21 protein-coding genes are annotated in these 22,350 nt (G+C 67.8%); 8 read left to right on the top strand and 13 right to left on the bottom strand.

The window, feature by feature from the left end; genetic code table 11:
• Positions 1-27: 27 nt before the first annotated feature.
• From AC5W7N_RS27185 to AC5W7N_RS27160, 6 genes are all read right to left on the bottom strand, one after another.
• Positions 28-1,074: an NAD-dependent epimerase/dehydratase family protein gene (locus tag AC5W7N_RS27185; protein WP_195007384.1), complete on the bottom strand. Its 1,047-nt coding sequence runs from the start codon at positions 1,072-1,074 to the stop codon at positions 28-30.
• On the bottom strand, positions 1,071-1,358 hold the full coding sequence (locus AC5W7N_RS27180) for a hypothetical protein (protein ID WP_194990807.1): 288 nt from the start codon (positions 1,356-1,358) through the stop codon (positions 1,071-1,073). Before AC5W7N_RS27180 ends, AC5W7N_RS27185 begins: the two co-directional genes overlap by 4 nt.
• The gene (locus AC5W7N_RS27175) at positions 1,355-3,034 is read right to left on the bottom strand and encodes a fatty acid CoA ligase family protein (protein ID WP_194990806.1); all 1,680 of its coding nucleotides are present in this window, start codon (positions 3,032-3,034) and stop codon (positions 1,355-1,357) included. Before AC5W7N_RS27175 ends, AC5W7N_RS27180 begins: the two co-directional genes overlap by 4 nt.
• A complete protein-coding gene (locus tag AC5W7N_RS27170; RefSeq protein WP_194990805.1) occupies positions 3,031-3,954 on the bottom strand; it encodes a beta-ketoacyl-[acyl-carrier-protein] synthase family protein in 924 nt (307 codons plus the stop codon). The genes AC5W7N_RS27175 and AC5W7N_RS27170 overlap by 4 nt, the downstream gene beginning before the upstream one ends.
• A 2-nt stretch (positions 3,955-3,956) precedes the next feature.
• Positions 3,957-5,006 (bottom strand): 3-oxoacyl-ACP synthase III family protein, encoded by a 1,050-nt coding sequence (locus tag AC5W7N_RS27165; protein ID WP_163812807.1) that lies wholly within the window; start codon positions 5,004-5,006, stop codon positions 3,957-3,959.
• 363 nt (positions 5,007-5,369) lie between these two features.
• Entirely contained in the window at positions 5,370-6,050 is a 681-nt protein-coding gene (locus AC5W7N_RS27160; protein ID WP_195021657.1) for a TetR/AcrR family transcriptional regulator, read from the bottom strand.
• A 132-nt stretch (positions 6,051-6,182) separates the two neighbouring features.
• Here AC5W7N_RS27160 and AC5W7N_RS27155 point away from each other — a divergent pair, with 132 nt between their 5' ends.
• From AC5W7N_RS27155 to AC5W7N_RS27140, 4 genes are all read left to right on the top strand, one after another.
• A complete protein-coding gene (locus AC5W7N_RS27155) occupies positions 6,183-7,751 on the top strand; it encodes a succinic semialdehyde dehydrogenase (protein WP_195021658.1) in 1,569 nt (522 codons plus the stop codon).
• 37 nt (positions 7,752-7,788) lie between these two features.
• Complete coding sequence (locus AC5W7N_RS27150; RefSeq protein ID WP_194990804.1) at positions 7,789-8,616, top strand: SDR family oxidoreductase; 828 nt, start codon at positions 7,789-7,791, stop codon at positions 8,614-8,616.
• Positions 8,617-8,911: 295 nt separating this feature from the next.
• The gene (gene thrS / locus AC5W7N_RS27145; RefSeq protein WP_194990803.1) at positions 8,912-10,129 is read left to right on the top strand and encodes a threonine--tRNA ligase; all 1,218 of its coding nucleotides are present in this window, start codon (positions 8,912-8,914) and stop codon (positions 10,127-10,129) included.
• Between the two features lie 175 nt (positions 10,130-10,304).
• The gene (locus AC5W7N_RS27140) at positions 10,305-11,069 is read left to right on the top strand and encodes a hypothetical protein (RefSeq protein WP_490725585.1); all 765 of its coding nucleotides are present in this window, start codon (positions 10,305-10,307) and stop codon (positions 11,067-11,069) included.
• Between the two features lie 11 nt (positions 11,070-11,080).
• On the opposite strand, the gene AC5W7N_RS27135 is transcribed toward AC5W7N_RS27140, so the two are convergent.
• Both AC5W7N_RS27135 and AC5W7N_RS27130 read right to left on the bottom strand, forming a co-directional pair.
• Positions 11,081-11,872 (bottom strand): putative protein N(5)-glutamine methyltransferase, encoded by a 792-nt coding sequence (locus AC5W7N_RS27135; protein ID WP_194990801.1) that lies wholly within the window; start codon positions 11,870-11,872, stop codon positions 11,081-11,083.
• A gap of 187 nt (positions 11,873-12,059) precedes the next feature.
• Complete coding sequence (locus AC5W7N_RS27130) at positions 12,060-12,914, bottom strand: YdcF family protein (RefSeq protein ID WP_194990809.1); 855 nt, start codon at positions 12,912-12,914, stop codon at positions 12,060-12,062.
• Positions 12,915-13,137: 223 nt separating this feature from the next.
• On the opposite strand from AC5W7N_RS27130, the gene AC5W7N_RS27125 reads away from it, so the two are divergent.
• Positions 13,138-13,992: a bifunctional 5,10-methylenetetrahydrofolate dehydrogenase/5,10-methenyltetrahydrofolate cyclohydrolase gene (locus AC5W7N_RS27125; protein ID WP_195021660.1), complete on the top strand. Its 855-nt coding sequence runs from the start codon at positions 13,138-13,140 to the stop codon at positions 13,990-13,992.
• A gap of 140 nt (positions 13,993-14,132) precedes the next feature.
• Here AC5W7N_RS27125 and AC5W7N_RS27120 read toward each other — a convergent pair whose 3' ends face one another.
• Together AC5W7N_RS27120 and AC5W7N_RS27115 are read right to left on the bottom strand one after the other, a co-directional pair.
• A complete protein-coding gene (locus AC5W7N_RS27120) occupies positions 14,133-14,273 on the bottom strand; it encodes a DUF397 domain-containing protein (RefSeq protein ID WP_495922542.1) in 141 nt (46 codons plus the stop codon).
• A 46-nt stretch (positions 14,274-14,319) separates the two neighbouring features.
• The gene (locus tag AC5W7N_RS27115) at positions 14,320-15,198 is read right to left on the bottom strand and encodes a helix-turn-helix domain-containing protein (protein ID WP_195021662.1); all 879 of its coding nucleotides are present in this window, start codon (positions 15,196-15,198) and stop codon (positions 14,320-14,322) included.
• 305 nt (positions 15,199-15,503) lie between these two features.
• Here AC5W7N_RS27115 and AC5W7N_RS27110 point away from each other — a divergent pair, with 305 nt between their 5' ends.
• Positions 15,504-15,824, top strand: a complete 321-nt coding sequence (locus AC5W7N_RS27110; RefSeq protein ID WP_163812826.1) for a hypothetical protein — start codon at positions 15,504-15,506, stop codon at positions 15,822-15,824.
• A 228-nt stretch (positions 15,825-16,052) separates the two neighbouring features.
• Here AC5W7N_RS27110 and AC5W7N_RS27105 read toward each other — a convergent pair whose 3' ends face one another.
• Positions 16,053-16,346 (bottom strand): Rv3235 family protein, encoded by a 294-nt coding sequence (locus tag AC5W7N_RS27105; protein ID WP_194991863.1) that lies wholly within the window; start codon positions 16,344-16,346, stop codon positions 16,053-16,055.
• 486 nt (positions 16,347-16,832) lie between these two features.
• Here AC5W7N_RS27105 and AC5W7N_RS27100 point away from each other — a divergent pair, with 486 nt between their 5' ends.
• A complete protein-coding gene (locus AC5W7N_RS27100) occupies positions 16,833-17,696 on the top strand; it encodes a hypothetical protein (RefSeq protein ID WP_163812830.1) in 864 nt (287 codons plus the stop codon).
• A gap of 55 nt (positions 17,697-17,751) precedes the next feature.
• Here AC5W7N_RS27100 and AC5W7N_RS27095 read toward each other — a convergent pair whose 3' ends face one another.
• On the bottom strand, positions 17,752-19,047 hold the full coding sequence (locus AC5W7N_RS27095; RefSeq protein WP_490725586.1) for a nucleotide disphospho-sugar-binding domain-containing protein: 1,296 nt from the start codon (positions 19,045-19,047) through the stop codon (positions 17,752-17,754).
• 45 nt (positions 19,048-19,092) lie between these two features.
• On the opposite strand from AC5W7N_RS27095, the gene AC5W7N_RS27090 reads away from it, so the two are divergent.
• Positions 19,093-19,764, top strand: a complete 672-nt coding sequence (locus AC5W7N_RS27090) for a TetR/AcrR family transcriptional regulator (protein WP_495922539.1) — start codon at positions 19,093-19,095, stop codon at positions 19,762-19,764.
• A gap of 321 nt (positions 19,765-20,085) precedes the next feature.
• Here AC5W7N_RS27090 and AC5W7N_RS27085 read toward each other — a convergent pair whose 3' ends face one another.
• A complete protein-coding gene (locus AC5W7N_RS27085; RefSeq protein ID WP_495922537.1) occupies positions 20,086-21,888 on the bottom strand; it encodes an SLC13 family permease in 1,803 nt (600 codons plus the stop codon).
• Between the last annotated feature and the right edge of the window lie 462 nt (positions 21,889-22,350).

Here is a 22,350-nt window from a genome sequence, read left to right as displayed (position 1 = left end):
GCTGATCGGTGGGACGGGTGCGCGGGGCTAGCGCAGCGTCCGGGTGAGTTCGGTGACGCCGCCGTTGGCGGCGAGCCAGGTCAGGAAGGACGCGAGACCGGTGTCCCGGTCGATGATCGGCCGGTAGCCGAGATCCCGGGCCGCGGCAGCGGTGTCGTAGGTGGCCGAGCGGGTGAGCAACGCGACCACATACCGCGACAGCGGTGGCGACCAGCGGGTGGCCACCGGTGGCAGCCGCCAGATCGCCTCGATCACCGCGACGGCGGCGCGCACCACCCGTGGATTCGGGGTGCGGGCCGGCGGGGCGTAGCCGAGGTCGCCGGCGACGGCGGCGAGGAACCCCCACACATCGGTGCGTTCGGCATCGGCGATGAAGTACGCCTTACCGCCCACCGCGGCGCCGTCGACGGTCGCGGCTTTCACGCAGGCGTCGACGATATTGTCCACATGGCACAGCGACGCATACACCGTGCGCCCGAACGACAGATCGGGCAGCGCGCCCTCGGCGGTGCGCCCGAGCAGCCGCACGATGGGGCCGGAGCGGTCGCCCGCACCCCAGATCGCGCGCGGCCGCAGCGCGCAGGTGCGGAATCCGGGTGCGTCGGCGGCCAGCACCGCGCGCTCGGCGGCGGCCTTGGTCTCGGAGTACAGGTTCAGGTACCGGCGCGGATACGGCAGTGATTCGTCCACGTCGAGCTGGTCGCCGCCGTCGCGATCCATCAGCGCGCTCGGGCTCGAGATGAACACGAAACGCGAAGCGCCGTGGTCGCGGGCGGCGTCGAGCAGAACCTCGGTGGCGCGCACGTTCTCGGCCCAGAACTGGCGGCGGGTGCCGCGTTCGTCGACCCGGGCCGCGCTGTGGAACACCACATCGATGCCCTCGGTGGCCCGCCGCAGCGAGGCTTCGTCGGTCAGATCGCCGGTGACCACCCGGACGCCGGCGAGCTCGCCCAGATCACCGAGGCTGCTGGTGCGGCGCACCAGAATCGATACCTCGTGCCCGCCCTCGCGCACCAGTCGCCGCACCAGCGCCCCGCCGAGGAAGCCGGAGGCGCCTGTCACCAGAATCGTCATCGCGTGTCCTCCCGCTGCCCGTGGTCGATCGTGCGCCACCAGGTGAGCCCGAAAATCTGTGTCATCAGCGCTATTTCGCCCGCCGAACGGCCGCTGCCGCGGGCGGCGCGCAGCGCGAACGGAATCTGCGCCGCGTGCACGACGACGCTCAGGAACGCGTCGATCCACCACAGCGCACGCGGTAGCCGATGCGCCGGCGCCCTGCCTGCGGACGCGGCGATGAGCCCGGCGACCAGGTACAACCAGCCGATGACGGGAATCGCGCGCAAGGCGGCCGTTCTCATCGAGCCCCACTTCCGCGTAACTGCTTCGCGGCCCAGACCGCGAGTTTCTCCCGGCCGATCTTGGCGTTGTGCCTGATATCGACCGGGAACGACGGGTGGATCAGGAAGTGGTCCACCGCGGCGGTGAGTTCCGACCGCGCGGCCAGCGCCCGCAGGGCCGTCACCACCGATGCGGTGTCCGCGCCGGCTTCCGGTTCCACACACAGCACCGGGCGTTGCGCACCCGGCTCGCCCACCCCGACCAGGGCGGTCCTGGCGACGCCCGCGACGGTGTTGAAGATCTGCTCCACCTGGACGGTGAACATCGGTCCCGCGGCGGTGACGACGCGCTGAGACTTGCGTCCGCAGAACCAGATCCGGCCCTGCTCGTCGATGGTGGCCAGATCGCCGGTGCGATGCCAGATGCGGGCGCCGTCGTCGATCTTGCCCGCGGTGTTGGCCCGCTCGGGCCAGTAGTACCGGGTGCTGACGTTCGGTCCCGCCACCACGAGCTCACCGATTCCGCGCGTGCCGTTCAGTTCCGGCGCGCGTTTCTCGGCCTCGGTCCAGGTCGGTAAGGGATCGTCGGTGATGGCGACGATCCGCGCCGCGATGCCCTCGGCGGGCCGCCCGATGCAGACGCCCGCCCCGCGCTCTGTCCGCTCGACGAGCCCGTCCAGCAGTTCCCGGGATTCGATGGTGGACATCGGTAGTGCTTCCGTCGACCCGTATCCGGCGTAGACCCTGGCCTCGTCGTGCAGGACCTCGCGCAGCCCCGCGATACACCAGTGCGGTACCGGCGCGCCGCCGGAGAAGACGCTGTCGAGGGTCGGCAACGGCGTCGGCCGCCGCCGCAGTTGGCGAAGCAGCGGGATGAGCACGGCGGGGGAGGCGAACATGGTGCGCACCCCGAACCGGGTGATCGCGTCGACCACATGCGCCGGATCGGTGGACCCGACCTTGCTCGGAATCAGCGGCGGCAGCACACAGCGCGCGCCGAGCAGCAGATCGAGGATGCCGACCAGCGGCAGGGTGATCAAGGAGGTGTCCGGCGCGATGCCACCGCGCGCGGCGTGCACCTGGTCGACCATCGCGGCCAGATTGCCGTGGGTGAGCTCGACGGCCTTGGCCGGGCCGGTGCTGCCGGTGGTGAAGGCGATGAGCAGGACCTCGCCCGGATCCGCCGGTGCCCGGTCCGGTACCGCACCACTCGGCTCGCGACCCCATTCGGCCAGCGTGTCGCCGCCCCAGCACCACCGCCGCCCGACGGTGACGCTGGTGCGTACCCGCCGGAAGCTACGACGGAACAGTATCCGGACCGCATGCGCCTGCGGTATCCCGATGAACGCCTCGGCCTCGACCGCGCGCAGACAGTGCACCATCTTGCGCAGGCCCATCCCGGGATCGATGACCACGGGCACCGCGCCGATCTTCAGTAGCCCGAGCATGATCGCGTACAGCTGCGGGCTCGGCAGCACAAGCACGATCGTGCGGGTGCCCGCGGCGACCCCGGCGGCGGTGAGGCGCTCGGCGATGGTGTCGGACCAGCGATCCAACTCGCGGTAGCTCAGCGTCCGATAGGTGGGCGGCCCGGCCTCGGGCACGTGCGCGGGGAAGATGACCGCATCGCGTTCCGGGTCGGTCTGCGCCACCGCGCGGAAGCGATCGATGGCCTGCCAGTAGGTCGCCGTGCTCACGCCGCCGCTCCGGCGCTCGCCGCGCGATCGGGCAGCCGGTACAGCACCGCGGCCGCCGACGGGCCCGCACCCGCGGCGACGAACAGCACGTGGGTGTGCCGGTCGAGGCCATCGCCTGCGGCCGCCAGGTCGTAGGCGTGGGTGAGGGCCGCGGTATGCGGATCGCCGTCGGCGAGGTCGGGCAGCAGCACCGAATCAGCGGCGATGCCGAGTGATTCGGCGAGCCGCGCGGGGAAGTCCGGGCTCGGCGTGGAAGCGATGAGCGCGGTGCCGGCCAGATCGGCGTGACCGGAGTCGGCCAGTGCGGCCAGCGCCGCCTCCGTCGCCAGTGCCAGCAACCGCTGCTCGACGTCGGGTTCGCGCACCACGGTCATCAGGGTGCGGCCGACCGTGCCCATCGTCGCGGTATCGACGTACGCCTCGATTCCGGGCCCGCCGGCGCCGCTGAGGCTGTGCACGCGGCCGAATCCTTCGGGGCCGCCGGTGGATTCGAGCAGCAGCGCCGCGCCGGAGCTCGCGTACGGGAAGTCCTCGGTGGCGGCGGTGCGGGTCAGCGAGGGATGGGTGTCGCCGGAGACGATCAGCACGTGCGTCGCGCTGCCGGTCTCCAGGATCGCGGTGCCCACCCGAACCGCGTCGAGTACCCCGACCGCGCCGTTCATCAGGTCGAAGGAGAAGGTGCGCGGGTCGTCGACGCCGTACTCGAGCCCGATACCGGCGGCCTTCTGGATCAGCGCGGAGACGGCCGGCTCCACGGTGTTCGAATCGCGGAAGATGCCCGCGTTGATCAGCACCCCGATCTGCTCGGGCCGCACCCCGGCCCGTTCCAGGCAGTGCCGCGCGGCCCGGCCGCTGTTCTCGACGACGCTGCGGGTGTCCTCGGCCCGGCTGACAGCGGTGGCGGTGATACGTACGCCCATGATCACACCTTCAGGGAGGAGATGGTGGTGGACAGGAAACCGGTGACGACCCCCGAGGCCGCCGGAATCATCAGCAGCTTCGACCCGGCCGGAATGTTGTCCTCGCCGAGCTGATCGTGCAGCACGATGAAATGCGATGTGGTGGAGGTATTTCCGTACTTGTGGATGACATTGAGGTCCGGCGGCATCGGGGTGCCGAACTCCCGTTCACCGATCGCGTTCATGTACGGCACGGCGGCGGCGCCGAACTGGTGGTGGATGATGTAGTCGAATTCCTCGTCGGCGAAGCTGCGACCACGCTCGGCCAGGAAGTTGCGCTGGGTGTCGGTCCACAGCAGGAACCGGGACTCGTTGTGCATCTTGCGGTTATCGGTGTACAGGGCCACGCCCTGGGTCTTGTCGCTCGGCATGCCGAGGCACAGGTGCGAGTACTCCGAGGCCGTCATCATCTCGATGTAATGAATCTTGTCGGCATCGTCGACCGCCTGATCGAGCACCAGCGCGCAGCCGGAATCGCCGACGGTGAGCGAGGCGAATTGCAGATCGTATTTCTCCGAGATCTCGTTCACCGCGGTATCGGAAATAGGTGTGATGGCTTCACCGCTCACCACGAGACCATTGCGGACCGCGCCCGACCGAATCATTCTGTCGAGAATGTAGGTACCGGTGAGCATTCCGGCGCAGGCATTCGAGATATCGAATGTGATGGCGTTGGTTGCGCCGAGTGCGCGCCCGATCGCCGAGGCGAACGAGGGCTCCATGTACATCCGGGTCGCGTTCTTGCTGCGCGTGATCGAGGTCGAGATGATGACGTCGAGTTCTGTTGCCGCATAACGTGACCTGGACAAACAGTCGTTCGCGGCGGCCATGGCCAAGGTGAACGAATCCTCCTCGTGGCCAGGGCGGGTGTCGCGGACACGGCGCTCTTTCACGCCGGTGATTCGCTCCAGATCGAATGACGGCGGAATTGCCAACCGGGACAACACCTCATCGGTGGTGACGGTATGTGAAGGCAGATAGGCGCCGATGGATTCGAATCGAGAATGCAGCACGTGGGCTCCTGAAATCGATGACGAATGCGTTCGGGATCGTTCCTGGGTGATCGACGCCGCGGACATTACCCGACGGTAACTAGCGCCGGAATCCGACGAAGTGACGAACGATGCTGCGGCTCAGCGCTTTCTAGTTCCTGTATCGTGCGGTATCACTAATCTGGACACCCCGTGGCTATGACCCGTTGGCGATCGGCCACCCTGCTGACGGGAACGCCGCAGTTCCTCACTGGCCGTTCATCGCGCTCCGGCTAACACGTGGCTATCGTCGCGAAAGGCCGTGCGGTGCCGTCGGATTCGTGCTCCGCTGTGAGTGACTTCACTGCGCGTGCGGGTCCGGGCCTGCGCGGTAAGGCCCGCCGGTCACCGTGGCGCGGCCGGAAATATGCCGGGCAACTCCATCGCGTAGTTCAGATCGTCGGTATTGCCGAGAGTTGCCAGTACGACGCGGATCATGGTGACGCGGGCGGCGGCGACGGTCTCCGAGTCGGGCTCGGACCCGGGCTCGGCGCCGGCCGAAATGCGGTAGACCACGTACTCGCAGACGTGCAGTGCGGCGTCCAGATCCAGCGGTGACGGCACGGGGCGGCCGAGCTCGCTGAACTTCTCCCGCACGGTCGCGCGGATCTCGTCGAGGGCCCGCTCGCGGTAGCCGGATACCGGGGAGGCCGGATCGTGCAGTTCGGCGAACAGTGGGCGCAGCATGGGGCCGTGGCCGCGGGCCCAATCCAGGAACGCGTCGATGAGGCGGATGCCGAGTTCCACGCCTTCGGCGGTGACGGTGAGCGCAGTGCGGATGCCCTCGACCAAGCCCTCGTTGGAGGCGTCGAGCACCAGCAGCAGCGGCTCGGTGGCATTCGCGAAATAGCGGTAGAAGGTGGGCCGGGCGATACCGGCCTGCTCGATGATCTGGGCGACGCTCAATCCGCGCGTGCCGGTCCTGCTGAACACCTCGGCGGTGGCGAGCACGATCCGCGACCGCACCTGCTCGGCCTGCTGCTTGGTCTGCGGCGGCCTGCCGCGCCGTGCGGTGGTCTCAGACATGGCCTGCCATCATCGCGCGGATCGGTTCACGGCTGTGCTGCACATCGGAGAGCTTGACATGGAGCTCGTCACGCATATTAATCTAACACCACTGTTCAAATTAATCCACCGATCCGCAGGAGAAGGCCGCTCATGACGACTGCCCGGCACGCCGACGCCGAAGCGCTGTCCCCGGCTTTGGTGAAACCGCTGCTCGCTCGTGCCGCCGCGGGCGGTGCGCCATCGGTGGAGGTCTTCGCTCCGGCGACCGGCCGCAAGATCGCCGACCTACCGCAGTCCTCGACCGCCGATATCGACGCGGCCTTCGACCGTGCCCGGCAGGCCCAGCGCGAGTGGGCGGCGCGCCCGATCCGGGAGCGGGTCGCGGTGCTGCGCCGCTTCCACGACATCGTGCTGAAGGAACAGGACGCGATCCTCGACATCGTGCAGACCGAGACCGGCAAGTCCCGGGTACACGCCTTCGACGAGGTCGGTGACGTCGCGGTCAACTCCCGTTACTACGCCTCGGTCGCGGAGAAGCTGCTGGCCACCCGCAAGCCGCGCGGTGTGCTGCCGGTGCTGACCAAGGTCGACGTGCGGCATCGGCCCAAGGGCGTCGTCGCGGTCATCTCGCCGTGGAACTACCCGCTGGCGCTGGCCGTCTCGGATGCGCTGCCCGCCCTGGTGGCCGGCAACGCCGTCGTCGGCCGCCCGGACAACCAGACCGCCCTCACCGCCCTGTGGGCCGTCGATGCCGCCGAGCGCGCCGGCCTGCCCGCGGGCCTGTGGCAGATCGTGCTCGGTCGCGGCGCGGTGATCGGCGGTGAGGTGATCGGCCGCGCCGATTACGTCGACTACACCGGTTCCAGCGCCACCGGCCGCACCATCGCCACCCAGGCGGGCGAGCGGCTCATCGGCTACTCCCTCGAGCTCGGCGGCAAGAACCCGCTGCTGGTGCTGGCCGACGCCGACGTCTCGGCCGCCGCCAAGACCGCGGTGCGCGCCTGCTTCGCCTCGGCCGGTCAGCTGTGCGAATCGATGGAACGCATCTATGTCCACGACGCCGTCTACGACCGGTTCGTGCGCGAGTTCGTCGCCAATGTCGAGGCCGTGAAGCTCGGGGCCGATCTCGACTACCGCGCCGATATGGGTTCGCTGACCTTCCAGCGGCAGCTGGACACGGTGCGCGCGCACGTCGAGGACGCGGTCGCCAAGGGTGCGACGGTGCTTGCCGGCGGTAAGCACCGCCCCGATCTCGGCCCGTACTTCTTCGAGCCGACCGTGCTCGCCGGCGTGCGGCCGGGTATGACGGTCTACCGCGAGGAAACCTTCGGCCCGGTGGTGTCGGTGTACCGGGTCGCCAGCGATGACGAGGCCGTCGAACAGGCCAACGACACCGCCTACGGACTCAACGCCAGTGTCTGGACCAGGGACACCGCCCGTGGACGTGAGGTGGCGGCGCGGATCAATGCCGGGTCGGTCAACGTCAACGAAGGCTTCATCGCGGCCTGGGGCAGTGTCGACGCGCCCTCGGGCGGGCTCGGGATCTCCGGCACCGGCCGCCGCCACGGCCCCGAGGGCCTGCTCAAATACATCGACACCCAGACCATCGCGGTGCAGCGGATGCTGCCCGTCGCCCCGCTGCCGGGAATGTCGGAAGAGCTGTGGGCCAAGACCATGACGCTGTACTTCGGCGTCATGAAAACGCTGCGCCAGAAGTGACCGCAGACCACCATCCATCGAACAAGGGACGACAATCATGAAACTGGACACGGTCGCGGGCAAGAAGGTCCTGGTCACCGGTGCCGCCATGGGGCTGGGCAAGCTGTTCGCCGAACGCGCCGTGCGTGAGGGCGCCGCGGCGGTGGTGCTGTGGGATATCAACGAGGCCGCGCTGAAGGACACCGCCGCCGAGCTGACCGCCCTCGGCGGCACCATCCACCACTTCATCGTCGACGTCTCCGCCCCGGACCAGATCAGCGAGGCCGCACAGGCGGTGCGTGACGAGGTCGGCGATATCGACATCCTGGTCAACAACGCCGGAATCGTGCGCGGCAATACCTACTTCTGGGAGACCACCAACCGCGCCGACATCGACAAGACGATGGCGATCAACTCGCTGGCGCCGATGTATGTCACCCTCGAGTTCCTGCCCGCCATGGTGGCCGGCACCGGACAGGCCCGGGTCCTGACCATCGCGTCCTCGGCCGGTCTGGTGTCGAACCCGCGGATGAGCGTCTACGCGGCCTCCAAGTGGGCGGCGCTGGGCTGGTCGGATTCGGTGCGCATCGAACTCGAACAGGCCGGCCACGACCACGTCAAGGTGACCACCGTGTGCCCGACCTACATCGACACCGGCATGTTCGACGGCGCCAAGGGTTTCCTGCTCACCCCGATCCTGAAGCAGGAAGAGGTCGTCGATACCTCCTGGCAGGAGATGAAGAACGGTGGCGCCCTGGTGATCCTGCCGTGGACCTCGCGACTGAACAAGGCACTGTCGGGCCTGCTGCCGATCAAACTGCGCGACCTGTTCCTCGACACGGTGGGTGTGTACCGCTCGATGGAGGAGTTCACCGGGCGCAAGTGATGCGATTCCCCGGTCTGGCTCGAGCGCGCCGCATCGGGGTTCTCGCGCGCCGCGGCGCGGCGTCGACCGGGCAGTTCGCCCGCGTGGGGTCGCGATCGGCAGGTACCTTCCAGCGTGTTGTGTTGTTGTGCTGGGCAATTGCGCGGGTGTAGGGTGCTCGGCATGCAGCGCGCCTTCCGCACCACGACGCCGGACGAGGTCCCGGCGCGCTGACCGTTGTTCTGATCAAAGCCCCGGGCGGATGCCCGGGGCTTTCGCACGTGGTCATCCGCCTCCGAAAGGAAGGAAGACGCACGTGCACGACCATCGGAAACTCGGCCGGGAACTGAGCCTGTTCGATACCGACCCGCTGATCGGGGCCGGACTACCGTACTGGCTGCCCGATGGCGCGATCGTGCGCCACAGCCTCGAGGAATACATCCGCGCCGTTGAACGGAGTGCGGGTTACCAGCATGTGTACTCGCCCGTGCTCGGCAAGCGGGAACTCTACGAAATCTCTGGCCATTGGGCGCACTACCACGACGACATGTACCCGCCGATGGACATCGGTGGTGAGCAGGTGGTGCTGCGCCCCAGTTTGTGCCCGCATCACGCGCTGATGTACCGGTCCCGTTCGCGCAGCTACCGTGACCTGCCCCTGCGCATGGCCGAGCTCGGCGCGATGTACCGGTCGGAACTGTCCGGTGTGGTCAGCGGGCTGACCCGGGTGCGATGCATCCAGCTCAACGACGCACACATCTTTTGCACCCTCGACCAGGTCGCAGACGAGGCCGGTGCCGCGTTGGCGCTGATCGGTTCGGCCTACCGGGCCCTGGGAATCACCGGCGCTCGGTACCGGCTCTCCCTGCCCGGAGCGGGCGGGAAATATGTGGTGGCACCACAGATGTGGCAGCGTGCGAGCAAGATGCTGAGCGAGGTGCTCGATCGGGCGGGTGTGCCTTATGAGGCGGTGGAGGGTGAAGCCGCGTTCTACGGCCCGAAGATCGATATCCAGGTCAGCGACCATGCCGGACGCGAATCGACCCTGTCCACCGTGCAGGTCGATTTCCATCAACCCGAGCAGTTCGATCTGCACTACATCGGCGCCGACGGAGCCGAGCACCGGCCGGTGATGGTGCACCGCAGCATCATCGGCAGCGTCGAGCGTGCGGTCGCGCATCTCATCGAGCGACACGGCGGGGCCTTCCCGGCGTGGTTGGCCCCTGTTCAGGTCGTCGTGCTGCCGGTATCCGAGGGCCAGGAACTCGCGGCCGCGGAGCTCCGGGAGCACTGCCGCGAGGCGGATCTGCGTGTGCGGGTGGTGAATTCGGAGGCAGGGAGCCTGGCGGCGCGGGTGCGCGAAACCCGTTTGGTGCCCTACCAGTTCATCCTCGGCCCGGCCGAAGTCTCCGACGCGAAGGTGGCAATTCGACTGCGCGACGGGCGTCGCTTGCCGGGCTACACCGTAGGCGACGCGATCGCTCGTATTCGAGCGCTGGTCCAGGCCCACGACACTCGTTTGTGGGCGGACTGACGCTCGCCGCCGGTGGCCCCTGGCTGCGCGGGACGCCGGTCGGGGCTGAACACCGGTGGCGAGTCGCATGCTGAGCCATGTGGGGCGGGAGCGGTCCGATCGCCGGGTTCGGGACCGACGATTCGAGGGGAATCGTCGGTTAGCTCTCGGCACGGTGATGTGGCACGGTGGGCGAATGTCCACGGTGCGGCGATTCTGGATCGAATTCGATCTGGGGAGTGAACGACCTGCCTGGCCGCTGAGCCAAGGCGTGGGCGTGACCGGATTCGACGTTCGGGACTGCTTGTCGATGGTGGCGGATCTGCTTCCCGAGGGCGCAGAGCTACCTCCGGTGCGGCACATCACGGTCGATATCTCGCTCGCGGAGAAACTTTCGGTGAACCCTTGCCATCTGGGAGTTTCTGTGTGGCGCGGTGTCTGGTATCCGCCGAGCAACCTCCGGCGCGGGCCGATATGGCGTCCTCGCGGCGTCGGCCGAAACCCCGCTGCGCCCGGCTCCACCCCGGAACGCCTCACCGATTCCCCCGAACGGCCGGGGGCCTGCATGCGCCCCGACCCGCTGCCGGAGTGGTGGGACGAGATACCGCATGTCGATAGCCTACTGTGGCCGGTCGGGCGCATGCCCTACACCTACCTGGGCGATCAGATGTGGCGTTACGCACCAGAATTGCGCCGCGCCATCATCGAGGTGCCGAGCTATGGGGACATGGTGCGCGAAGCGCTCGACTACGTCATTGCCCGACGGCCGATGCCGAGCGATTGGTTCGACCCGGACACGACGGCGTTCCTTGATCACACGCAGTTCGCCGAATATCTGCGCACCTTCCGCGATTACCTGTTCGGGCACCACCCGGATCCGGTCTACCCTCCCGGCAGACGGCGTCCATTCGACGTCGACGCGACACCATCCGATGAAACGCTCGCGGACCGGGGGACCTGAGTTGCGGCGGTTCAGCGAGTACTGACGATGATCGTCGCGTACAAGTCGGGGGAGTGGGCGATCCTCGGGGTGAGTCCGGCATCGGTGGCGATCGCGGTGGCGGTGGATCGTTGTTCTTCGCTGATCTCGACCAGCAGATGGCCGCCGGGAGCGAGCCATTCGGAGGCTTCGGCGGCGACGCGGCGGAAGATGTCGAGTCCGTCCTGTCCGCCGTCGAGCGCGGTGGCGGGTTCGTGATCGCGAGCTTCGGGTGGCATGTGGGCGATCTCGTCCGAGGGCACGTACGGGGTGTTGCACAGCAGGATGTCGATGTGTCCGCGCAGAGCCGGCGGTAGCGCCGCGAACAGATCACCTTCGTGAGCGCGGCCGCCGATCGGCGCGAGGTTCTCCCGCGCGCACGCGACCGCGACCGGGTCGATATCGGCGGCGTCCAGCTCGATGCGCATCTCCGCCAGCTCGGTGACCAGCGCCAGCCCGAGCGCACCCGACCCGCAGCACAGATCGACCACCACGAGTTCGGTCCGGCCCTCGGCGCGCGCCCGGGCCGCCGCCTCGTCCACCAGGAACGCCGTGCGCTGCCGCGGCACGAACACGCCCGCCCGGATCCCGACCCTGATGCCGCGGAATTCGACCCAGCCGAGCAGGTGCTCCAGCGGAACTCCCGAAGCCCGCTGGTCGACCAGCCGGTCGAGCTCGTCCGCGGAGCTGGTCGCGTCCAGCAGGAGCCGCGCCTCGTCCTCGGCGAACACGCACCCGGCCGCGCGCAAACGGCCGACGACGGCGTCGAAGGTCAGATCGTTCACCGGTCCAGTTCTATTCGGCCGGCGATCACCTTGCACGCGAATATCCGCCGCGCAGGGCGGCTATCCGGTGGACAGCGCGACTGTCCGCCGGCGGTCGGGGCGGAATTCAGTGTGCCTGCCGGCCAGGTGATGTGACGGCCTGGAGGGTCTCGGCGGCTCGATGCGTTCCGCCCCTTTTCCAACGCCCTCAGCGGGCGGTGGCCAGCTGGAAGGTGCGGGTGGCGTCGAGGTAGATGCCGCGCTGGGCCTGGCGGTTCGGCGGCGGCAGCTGCGAGACCAGCTGTTCCAGCGACGTCATCGCGCCGACCACATGGGTTCCGGCCACGATGAAGTCGGCGACGGCGCGGCGGATGTGGTTCGGCGAGGTCACCACGACCGCGCTGGTGGCGCCGAGATCACGCAGCATCCGCGAACTGAACAGCGCGTTCTGCACCGTCGACCCGGCCCGGTTCTCCACATGGATACGCGAGGCGGGCAGGCCGCGCCCGACCAGCCAGTGGAACATGGCATCGGCCTCGGCGACCCCGTTCTGCGGGTTGCCGCCGGTCACGATCACCGGCGAGAAGGGCGAGGCGACGGCTTGGATCCAGGCGGCGGTGAGCCGGTTCACCAGCTCGGGCCGCAGCGAGCCGTCGGGCAGCAGGCCGTAGCCGAGCACCACGATGCCGGTCTGCGGGCCGACCAGCGCGGGCAGCGGATTGGGCAGCGTCGCCACCGCCGCCCCGATCGCGTTCACCACTTGATCGGTACCGGCGGCCATTCCCGCGTCGACCGCGCGCAACCGGCCCATCGCATCGGCGAACGCGGGCACATCGCCCGCGTAATGGGACCAGATGGCCTGCAATGACAACGCCTCGGCATCGTTGGGGTCGGCGCCGATGAGCCTGCGCAGATCATCGCGGCCCGCGGCGTCGTTGCCGGCGGTGAAGTGGCGCTGGGCGGAGTTGTAGAGGGCGTCGGTTTCCGGGCTCGCCTGGGCGGGCGCGGCGGCCAGCCCGGCAATGGTCGTCGCGGCGAACATCGCCGCGACCAGGTTCTTCATATGCCTCGAGATCTTCACTACAGTCGACACCTTTCCACGTGTGACACGGGTTTTCGGTACGTCAGCTGGCAGTTAGCCGGTGGCAAACACTCATCACGATACGGCCGGTGAGCCCGCGAGCGCGGGAATTGCGGCCGAAATCCGCCGCCGGTGCCCTCCGATCCGCGCGGCGCCGCCCTCCGGCGCGCAGCCGATCCCGGCTGCCCGGTTATGCTGAGGCCCCGTGGAGACCGTTTCGCTGACCGGCAAGGAACTTGCCGCCGCCATCAATGCCGATACCAAGCAGCGTGCCGCGGCACTCGCCGACAGCGGAGCCGCCGCGAAACTCGCGCTGATCGTCGCCAACGCAGACCCGGCCAGCGCCTGGTATGTCAACTCGCTCCGCAAGGCCGCCGAGCGGCTCGGAATCGCTTGCGACACTGTCGATCTCGGTGCCGAGGCGACCGCGGACGAGATCCGTGCCGAACTGTCGAACCGCAGCGCCGACGCCGCGACCGACGCCATCATGTTGCAGACCCCGCTGCCCTCGGGCGTCACCCTGGACGACGTGAGCTCGGCCATCGCGGCCACCAAAGACGTCGACGGCGTCAGCCCGCTCTCGCTCGGCCTGCTCGCCACGGGCCTGGAAGGTTTCGTGCCCGCCACCTCCGAAGCCGTGGTCGAGCTGCTGAAGCATCATCAGATCCCGCTGTCCGGTCGGCATGTCGCGGTCGTCGGCCGCTCCAACGTCGTCGGCAAACCCCTGGCCCAGCTGCTGCTGGCGGAGAATGCCACCGTCACCGTCTGCCATTCCCGCACCACCGACCTACCCGCGGTGACCTCCGCCGCCGACATCGTCGTCGCCGCCGCCGGCCGCATCGGGCTGGTCACCGGCGAGCACGTGCGTAAGGGTGCCGTCGTGATCGACGTCGGTACCAATGAAGCCGCCGACGGCAGCATCGTGGGCGACGTGGACGCCGACTCCGTGCGCGGGAAAGCCGAAGGACTCAGCCCCGTGCCCGGCGGCGTCGGCCCCGTCACCACCGCCCTGCTGATGCGCCACGTGGTCGTCGCCGCCGAGAAGGCGCGCACCGCCTGACCGACTTCCCGAGTGGCACATGAGGTAGGGCTATTTCGATGTTCGCCGTCCTCATGTGCCATTCGGTGTGCATTCCGGTCCGCTGATAGCGGGAAGCCCCCGCTGCCGCCGGTTGGCGGCCCGCGGGGGCTTTCAAGTGGTCAGGGGCGGGTGAATTCTCCTCTGCGCGCGCGGGTGAGGAAACTGTCCCATGCGGCGGGAGTGAAGGCGAGTGCCGGGCCGCTCGGGTTCTTGGAGTCGCGGACGCCGACCTGCCCACCGTCGAAGTGAGCTACTTCCACACAGTCTTGCGACGGGCTGCTGTAGCTGCTCTTAAACCAGACTCGATCAGCGCTCATGCCGGTGTTCCTCCGCTATCTGAACGATCAAGCTTCGACTAGCCTGCACGTCCAGCGAAGCTTTTCGGATGCTGCTTGCCGTCGACGAGTAAAGTTCGACCTCTGCCGGTCGCTCGAGGTACTGCGCCGAAGCATGTCCCTGAATGTACACAACGGGAGGCTCACTCAGCCACGCCGTTGGAGACGGTGGGAATTCCAGCAGGTTGAAAACCCCTGCCACTAAACCGAGATGGCATTTGGTCAGCGGAAGCAACCGTACCTGCACGTTGGGAAGGTCTGCGACCTTAGCCAGGTGACGCAGTTGCTCGGCCATAACTGCACCGCCGCCGACACGGTGCCGGATGGCTGCTTCGTTCAGCAGGATCTCGACGGCGAAATGGGGATCGGCTAAGCGAGATTGCCTGCGCGTGGCCAGCTCAATTCGACGCTCGACCTCCGCTGGAGGCATGTCCGGATTCGTAACCCAGGTCAACGCACGCCGGTACTCCTCGGTCTGCACGAGGCCCGGGAGCATTGATGGTTGATGTGTGACCAGCCTCGCGGCAGCTGACTCTAAGCCGAGATAGAGGTCGAAGTGTCGCGGCACCGCATCGCCGTACGCGTGCCACCACGATTTCCGGGCCGCGCCTTCCAACAGTTCCAACAGCACGAGCGTCGTGCTCTCCGGCGCGCCGTACAACCTGCACAGCTCCTTGATGTGCAACCGCCCGATCTTCGTCGGCTGCCCGGTCTCCATCCTCCAGATCGTCTGGGTGGAGACCCCGAGCGCCTTCTTCACCACATCGACGCTCACCCCGGACGTCTCGCGTAGGTACCGCAGCTGTTTGCCGATCTGGCGTCGGGCAAAAGTACTGTCCCCTGTCTCCATCGAGTCCCCTTCACGCGGTGTTGATTCCAGATTGGAATGCGAACGTGCACCGGATTGGAATGCGGAACCTTCCGGCCATGGAATCTTGCGAGAAAGTCCGGCGATCGGCCCTGCGAAAGCTTCCGTGACCTGGGCGGTCCCTGTCTACTGGTCCCAGCGCACGACGGCGGGAAAGCCTCGCCGCACATCCGTTGCCGAGCCTGGAGCGCTCGGGCCGCGGATGGTTCTGCCGGGTTCTCCTGCCCCTGAATCCCTGAACCTCGCCGTCGTGCGCCCCACCATCGCATATCAGCAGGGGAGAAGCAATGAAAGCCGTTGTGTATCTGAACAAGTCATGCTGCGCGAAGCGGCGGGCGGGTTTCGAGATGGAGGCGCGGGCCTTCGCGGCCCGGCGCGGGTATTCGGTCGCGCGCACCGTCATCGAATCCGAGTCCGACATCCTGCCGTGGTTGCTGGTGAAGGTGAAGCAGCTCGAGGTGTCGGCCATCGTGACTCCGAGCCTGCACCATCTCGCTCACCGCGCCCAGGACGTCCTCGACCGGTGCGATCTGCTCGTCGTCCACCCCGCCGGCTACCTGCCCCGCGGCACCCGTCTGGCCCTGCGCACCCCAGGCGGTGGTAGGTGACAGGCCCGAACGCCGACCGCGCCTTCCCCGACGATATCCCCGTCAATCATGAAGCCCCGAAACCCGGCTCCGGCTTCTTCCGCGACGAACTCGAATCCATGCTCACCTACCACACCACCTGCGCCCCCTGCCCCTTCAAAGCCGAGCTGCTACGCCTGCTGGCCACACCGCACCGGCCACGATTTCGCCCGCGTGCCGTCCCGACCGCCGGGCTGACGCCACACCGCGTTATCCGATTCGTAGCGCCGTCAACCGCCAACCATGGCGTCGCGTGTAGGTGATTCGGGCAGCCAGCGCGAGGAGTCTGGGACCCCGGCGATAGCGGGCGCACACCTCGGCATCGGGACCTTCGTCCATCGAAACGGTCACCCGCATCGGCACAGCAGGTCCCAGCTGACGACCAGGTGCCAGATCACCGGCAGCCAGCGTGTGGATGCGGGCGACGACATCGGGACTCGCCACCGCGTCGAGCTGAGTAATCGGCCGGCGCCGGTCGAGGATCTCGAGCGTCGCACGGACCACGTGATCCGCGAATCTCTGTGCGGTGGCGGGTGTTCGGTCAGGAGGCGGGGTCGCGGGGATCGGTCGTCGGGAGCGCGGCGGTCCGACGCGCCGGGTCCCGCACCCCGCAGCCCTGAGGTCCCCTAGCCCTCGCCTCCGAGCTCCCGCTCCGCCCAGCAGCGTCACCGCCCCAGGCGTCGAAACCGTCTCCCGCTCCTGACCTTGCGCCATACACCAACCCCTCGACCTATGGATATCCGATGGAATCGCCGTGTGAGACAACGGCGTAACACGGGCCGATTCTGGTGTTGCAAACCGGCATTGCCACGAGTAGTGCACTACTCGTTCCGTTTGGTGCGTCGACCGGCCGATCCAAGTGATGGCATCGAGCCGGTGCTGGTCGGCACACCGCCCACAGCAGTCGCGTCGTCACCCCGACACACCGATATCCACTGCACACGCCGTGCGCGATATGGCCGCGCGTCGCCCGGCCGATAGCGTCGCCGCATGGTCGGAGCACAGCATGAGGCAATGCACCGGATCTTCGAGAATCAACCCGGTGTCTTCACCCAAACCATCCAGATCCTGGACCTCCCGTTCGGCGAGCCCACCGTGGTTGAACTACTCCCGACCGACGTCACCGAGATCGAACCGCTCGAACGCCGCATCGACACCCTGCTGCGTATCACCACGCGGGAGGAAACCTTCCTGCTGGTGGTCGAAGCCCAGCGCAGCAAGGACCGCGGCAAGCTTGCCTCTTGGCCCTACTACCTCACGTATCTGCACAACAGATATCAGCAGGTCCCGCATCTACTCGTGATCTGCCAGGACGAGACGATCGCCCGCTGGGCCGATAACCCGATCACCGCCGCTACACATGGCCGCACGAGCTTCGCCGCGTTTCCGCTGGTCCTCGGCCCGCACAACGTCCCCATCGTCACCGACCCGGCCGAAGCCGCCGTCAACGTCCCATTGGCCGCGCTCTCCGCCATCACCCATGTGAACGACCCCGACATCGGTGCCATACTGAAAGCGCTGGCCGCAGCGCTGCAGAGCATCGACGACAACGACGCCGAAGTTTTCGCCCTGCTCACCGAAGCCGGCCTCGGAACCACACCAGCCGGAGACACCTGGAGGCACCTGATGACCCTGAGCTCATCGATGATCCGCACTGTCACCACCGAGCGCCTGCGCGATCAAGGTCGCGCGGAGGAGGCGGCCGGCAGCGTCATCCGGGTCCTGGAGCGTCGCGGTCTCCCGGTCACCGACTCGACCCGCGCCCGGATCCGGTCGTGCACGGACCTGGAAACGCTGCACCACTGGCTCGACCTCGCAACGACCGCCGCCACCGCGGAGGAGATCTTCACCTGACGCTCGCCAGGCCCGGCGTTACGCCCTTGCACGTCGGTGGATGGCCTGGATCCCGCTAGCCGAGCCTGCTGGTTCGTCGTTCCGAGACCGCCGCCCTCAGTTCGTCGGCGATGATGTCGTGCGGACGATACCGGCCGCACGCCTGTGCGATGGCGCGTGCGGCGTCACGGTGCCGAGGCTCGTCGAGGACTCGATGGACGGCTGCGCGTATCGCCTCCGCGGGAGGGCGTTCGCGGCGTAAGTCGATACCCACATCGAAGTAGCGAACGTGTGCCGCGACCTCGCGTTTGTCCTCGCCACCGGGCGCGATGACGATCGGGATGCCGTGGCAGAGCGCGTTCGTCACCGCGCCGTACCCGCCGTTGGTGACGAACGCGTCGACATGGGCGAACAACGCCGTGTGCGGGATGAACTGTTCGGCCCGCACATTGCGCGGCAGCCGGCCGAGACGCTCGACCGGTTCGCCGCCGGTCGAGACGACGACGAGAAGATCGGTTCCGGCGAGCGCGTCGATGGTCGGGCGAATCAATGCGGACGGATCGGCGTTCGCCGCGGTTCCCTGAGTGACATGGACGACGCGTCGCCCGTCGAGCTCCGGCCACCACTGCGGCAGGTCCGTCGAGGGCCGTGTGCGGTCCAGCCCGAGGGGACCGGCGAAACGGAAGCCTGCCGGCAAGTCGCCGCGCGGATATTCGAACTCCGCGGGCCCCAGCTGTAGGTAGCGGTCGTAATGCCGGGCGATCCCGAAGAGCCCGCCGTCCAGCCCCTGACCGGACACGGATCGGACGGCCTCGTCGACTGCGCGCTCCAGGCCCTTGAATGCCGCCATCATGGCCGCGTTCAGGGCGCGATTGCGGATGCGTCCGAAGGCACCGGCGACAGGAATCAGGCCCGAAGTGTACGGCGGGACCTCCGGTCCCGGCATCGACAGCGGCGACACTCCCAACGCGACGACGGGCGGTCGTTCGGGACGGTGCAGCATGGGAAGCGCCCCGAGGAACATCGAATCGACGATCACAGCGTCGGCCGCGATATCCCGGACTGCGTCGGCGACGTCCTTCGCCTGGGCCGGAATTGGATCGATGAACATTCGCCGCAGCTGGTACCGGGCCAGTCGCAGCCCGCGATATCGGCCGCGGTCGGGCAGGAAGGAATCGGGTTCGCGGTCGTTGATGTCCGCGGCTCCGGTTAAGGAGCGGAAGGCGATTCCCGCCTCTTCGACAGCGGATCGGAACCGCGATCCGGTGAGAACCGTGACATCGTGGCCCCGCTGTCGAAGGCCGCCCGCGACATCCAGAACCGGGTGTACGTGTCCACCCGCCGGAGTAGCACACAACAAGTAACGAGCCATCCCACTCCTTTTCGATATAGTCGACTATATCCAAAGTGAGGACATATGCCACGCCGCTACGACACAACCCGGCGCGTTGCCCAGGCCGCCGGTACCCGCGCACGAATTTTGGATGCCGCCCGCGATCTGTTCACAACCCGAGGATTCGTCGCCACGACCGTGGCCGACATTGCCGACCACGCCGGTGTCGCGGTAGCCACCGTCCATGCGGCCGGCACGAAAGGCACCCTCCTACTCGACGCGGTGATGCGCGAATTCACCGGCGGTGGAGCGGTTCTCGACACCGACGAGCTGTCGGCAGCATTCTCCGACCCGGATACCGGCCGCGCTCTCGATGCCACAGCCACCTTCCTCACCGCAGCGCATGCCCGGTCGGCGCGGCTATGGGCTGTTGTGCACACTGCCGCGGCGATCGACGCCACCGTGGCGAACCGGGTCGCAGAACTCGAACACCGCCGGAGCGGAGAACTACTGAAGGCGGCCGGATGGTTCAGCGCTCACGGGCTGGCGAAGCCCGGCGATGAGACCATGGTTTCCGACGTCCTTGCCTTTATCACCGATTCCGCTGCGTACCAGCACTTCGTTATCGAACGCGGCTGGTCCGACGACGACTATCGAGCCTGGCTGCGGAACCAGCTTGCGCTTGTGGGAGGTGTCGCATACTCACCGAAGCCGGCCTCGGAACCACACAAGCCGGAGACGCCTGAAGGCACCTGACCTCGAGCTCTTCGATGATCCGCACTGTCACCACCGAACGTCTGCGCGAGGAGGGCCGAGAGCAAGGCCGCGACCAGGGCCGCGCGGAAGAGGCAGCCGGCAGCATCATCCGAGTCCTGGAACGTCGCGGTCTCCCTGTCACCGATTCGACCCGAGCCCGGATCCGGTCATGCACAGATCTGGAAACGCTCCACCACTGGCTCGACCTCCGCTACCGCCCGCGCCGTGGAAGAGATCTTCACCTGACGCATGGCCGGGCGCAACGACGCGCACGCAGTTCACGTGCGCCGCAGGCATGCCGAAACGTGCCCGGCGATTCGCTCAGAACCCCCACACCACCGGCACCACCAGTACGGTGATCAGCAGGTACCACAGCATCATGGCGGAGCCGAGTTTCCAGTAGTCGCCGAAGTGGTAGCCGCCGGGGCCCATGATCATCATGTTGGCGGGGGTGGCCACGGGGGTGAAGAAGGATGCGGCGGCGGCGACGCAGACCGTCATCAGCAGTGGTAGCGGGGAGACGCCGAGGTCGGCGGCGATGACGACGGCGATCGGGGCGATGATCAGGGTGGTGGCGGTGTTGCTGATGAGCTGGCCGAGGGTAACCGTCACCAGGAACAGGGCGACGAGCACCAGGTGACGGTCGGCGTCACCGAGAACGGTCATGAAGAGCGAGGCCAGGCGGTCGGCGGCGCCGGTCTCCCGGATCGCGGTCGACAGCGGGATCATCGCGCCGACCAGGATCAGGGTGGTCCAGGAAATCGAGCGGTGCGCCTGCTCGACGGTGAGCACTCGGCACACCACCATCGCGCACGCGGCGAGCAGCGCGGCCACCGCCGCCGGAATCCATCCGGTCGCGAGCAGCAGCACCATCACCGCGAGGATCACCAGCGCCGGACGGGAACCGGGGCCCATCGGAAGCGTTTGGCGGCGAATGAGTTCCGGTTCGTGCACCACCCGCACCTGCGGGGCGGCGATGTGCTGATCGAGTGCGCTCCAGGTGCCGCGCAGCAGCAGCGTGTCACCGACCCGGAGTTGCTGCGGGCAGGAACCGAGATCGCGGCCGCCGCGCTGGGCCGCGAGCACCACCAGATCGCCACTGCTGGTGGCCATTCCGGGAAAGACCAGATGCCCGACGAATTCCGAGCGCGGTGGGATGATCACCTCGGCGACACCGTATTCGGCCCCGATCAGCTCGTCCGGGTCCGGCCCATCGAGACGTCGGCACGGGGTCACGGCGTTGTCGTCGACGAAGTCGGCGAGCTGGGCGTCCCCGGCGTCGACCACCAGTACATCACCGGCGCGTAATGGTGAATCGCCCGGATCCTGCCCGTCGCGTTCGACACCGCGCAGTTCCGCGCCCGTAGGCAGGGCATCGACCACCGCGCCGCGGGCGGCGCCGTCGAAACTCGATGCCGCGCACACCCGCAACCGGACGAGCCCGCTGTGGATGGTGTACTCCTTTGCCAGCGTGGTCGCCAGCCTGCTCAGATCCGGTGGCATCACGGCCGCGGTGCGGTCGGGCAGCAGCTTGCCGCCGAACAGCACCGCGATGGCGATGGTGCCGATCACCAAGGGCGCGCCCACCCACGCGAATTCGGCGAAGCCGATGTCGCGGGCGCCCGAGTCGGCGGCGGTTTCGGAGATGATGATGTTGACCGGGGTGCCGGTGAGCAACAGCAGCGATCCGGCGTGCGCGGCGAAGGCCAGCGGCATCAGCAGCTGTGCGGGCGAGCGGCCCAACCGCACCGCGAGCACCACGACCATCGGGATCAGCGCCGCCACCGCGCCGTTGACGGAGATCACCGCGGTCAGCACCGCGCACAGCAGCATCATCGACACCAGTAGCCGGGTGCGGCTGGTCCCGACGCGCGCCATCAACTGCTGGCCGGCCCAGGTGGTGACGCCGGTCGCGTCCAGGGCCTCGCTGACCACGAACAGTGCGGCGATGAAAACGACGGTGGGATCACCGAACCCGGACAGCGCCTGATCGACGGTCAGGATGCCGGTCGCGTACAGGCTCAGCGCGACCGCGAGCGCGACGATGCCGACGGGCAGCCGGTTCCACACGAACAGGACGACCGCGCCGCCGGTGATCACAAAGGTGATGGTCGACTCGGCCATCACGGAACCTCCGCCGTGCCGGAGCTCACCGCGGGGTGGCGGGGCGGATGTGGGCGCGGTTCACCCGCGCCGTTCATACGTCGGCAAGCTCTACCCGGGCAAGAGATACGGCCGGTAACGCAGGCCGCGCCGTCGAGGTCCGGGGAGTGAGGAGGGCGGGGGGAGTCGAACGCGATTGCGGGTTCGAAAAGGGCAGTGCGCATGACACCCCTGAGGTCGCTGGATCGGCGGTCGGCATCCGGCTGGCTACGCGCATTAGATCACAGCCACGTTTGAAGCGAGAGTGATTCACATCACATCGGCTATTTCCCGCTGTAGACCCGGCTTGCCGGCCCCGGGTGCGGCAAGATCGGCGATGACTAGTCGAAACTCGGTCCGTCACCGCATGTCGCAACAAAGGCGTGCGGTCCGACGGGCAGCGTGCGCGGCTCAACCAGGTGGGCCGCCAGCGCGTCACCACGC

Source organism: Nocardia sp. CDC519 (assembly GCF_059509835.1).
Note: the sequence above shows the minus strand (reverse complement) of the source record. Positions and strands in the feature narration are given on the sequence as shown.

Excerpts from the sequence above, each read along its gene's own strand:
- AC5W7N_RS27185 (WP_195007384.1), bottom strand. The coding sequence starts at position 1,074 with ATGACGATTCTGGTGACAGGCGCCTCCGGCTTCCTCGGCGGGGCGCTG.
- AC5W7N_RS27180 (WP_194990807.1), bottom strand. The coding sequence starts at position 1,358 with ATGAGAACGGCCGCCTTGCGCGCGATTCCCGTCATCGGCTGGTTGTAC.
- AC5W7N_RS27170 (WP_194990805.1), bottom strand. The coding sequence starts at position 3,954 with ATGGGCGTACGTATCACCGCCACCGCTGTCAGCCGGGCCGAGGACACC.
- AC5W7N_RS27160 (WP_195021657.1), bottom strand. The coding sequence starts at position 6,050 with ATGTCTGAGACCACCGCACGGCGCGGCAGGCCGCCGCAGACCAAGCAG.
- AC5W7N_RS27155 (WP_195021658.1), top strand. The coding sequence starts at position 6,183 with ATGACGACTGCCCGGCACGCCGACGCCGAAGCGCTGTCCCCGGCTTTG.
- AC5W7N_RS27150 (WP_194990804.1), top strand. The coding sequence starts at position 7,789 with ATGAAACTGGACACGGTCGCGGGCAAGAAGGTCCTGGTCACCGGTGCC.
- AC5W7N_RS27140 (WP_490725585.1), top strand. The coding sequence starts at position 10,305 with ATGTCCACGGTGCGGCGATTCTGGATCGAATTCGATCTGGGGAGTGAA.
- AC5W7N_RS27130 (WP_194990809.1), bottom strand. The coding sequence starts at position 12,914 with ATGAAGAACCTGGTCGCGGCGATGTTCGCCGCGACGACCATTGCCGGG.
- AC5W7N_RS27115 (WP_195021662.1), bottom strand. The coding sequence starts at position 15,198 with ATGGAGACAGGGGACAGTACTTTTGCCCGACGCCAGATCGGCAAACAG.
- AC5W7N_RS27110 (WP_163812826.1), top strand. The coding sequence starts at position 15,504 with ATGAAAGCCGTTGTGTATCTGAACAAGTCATGCTGCGCGAAGCGGCGG.
- AC5W7N_RS27100 (WP_163812830.1), top strand. The coding sequence starts at position 16,833 with ATGGTCGGAGCACAGCATGAGGCAATGCACCGGATCTTCGAGAATCAA.
- AC5W7N_RS27095 (WP_490725586.1), bottom strand. The coding sequence starts at position 19,047 with ATGGCTCGTTACTTGTTGTGTGCTACTCCGGCGGGTGGACACGTACAC.
- AC5W7N_RS27090 (WP_495922539.1), top strand. The coding sequence starts at position 19,093 with ATGCCACGCCGCTACGACACAACCCGGCGCGTTGCCCAGGCCGCCGGT.
- AC5W7N_RS27085 (WP_495922537.1), bottom strand. The coding sequence starts at position 21,888 with ATGGCCGAGTCGACCATCACCTTTGTGATCACCGGCGGCGCGGTCGTC.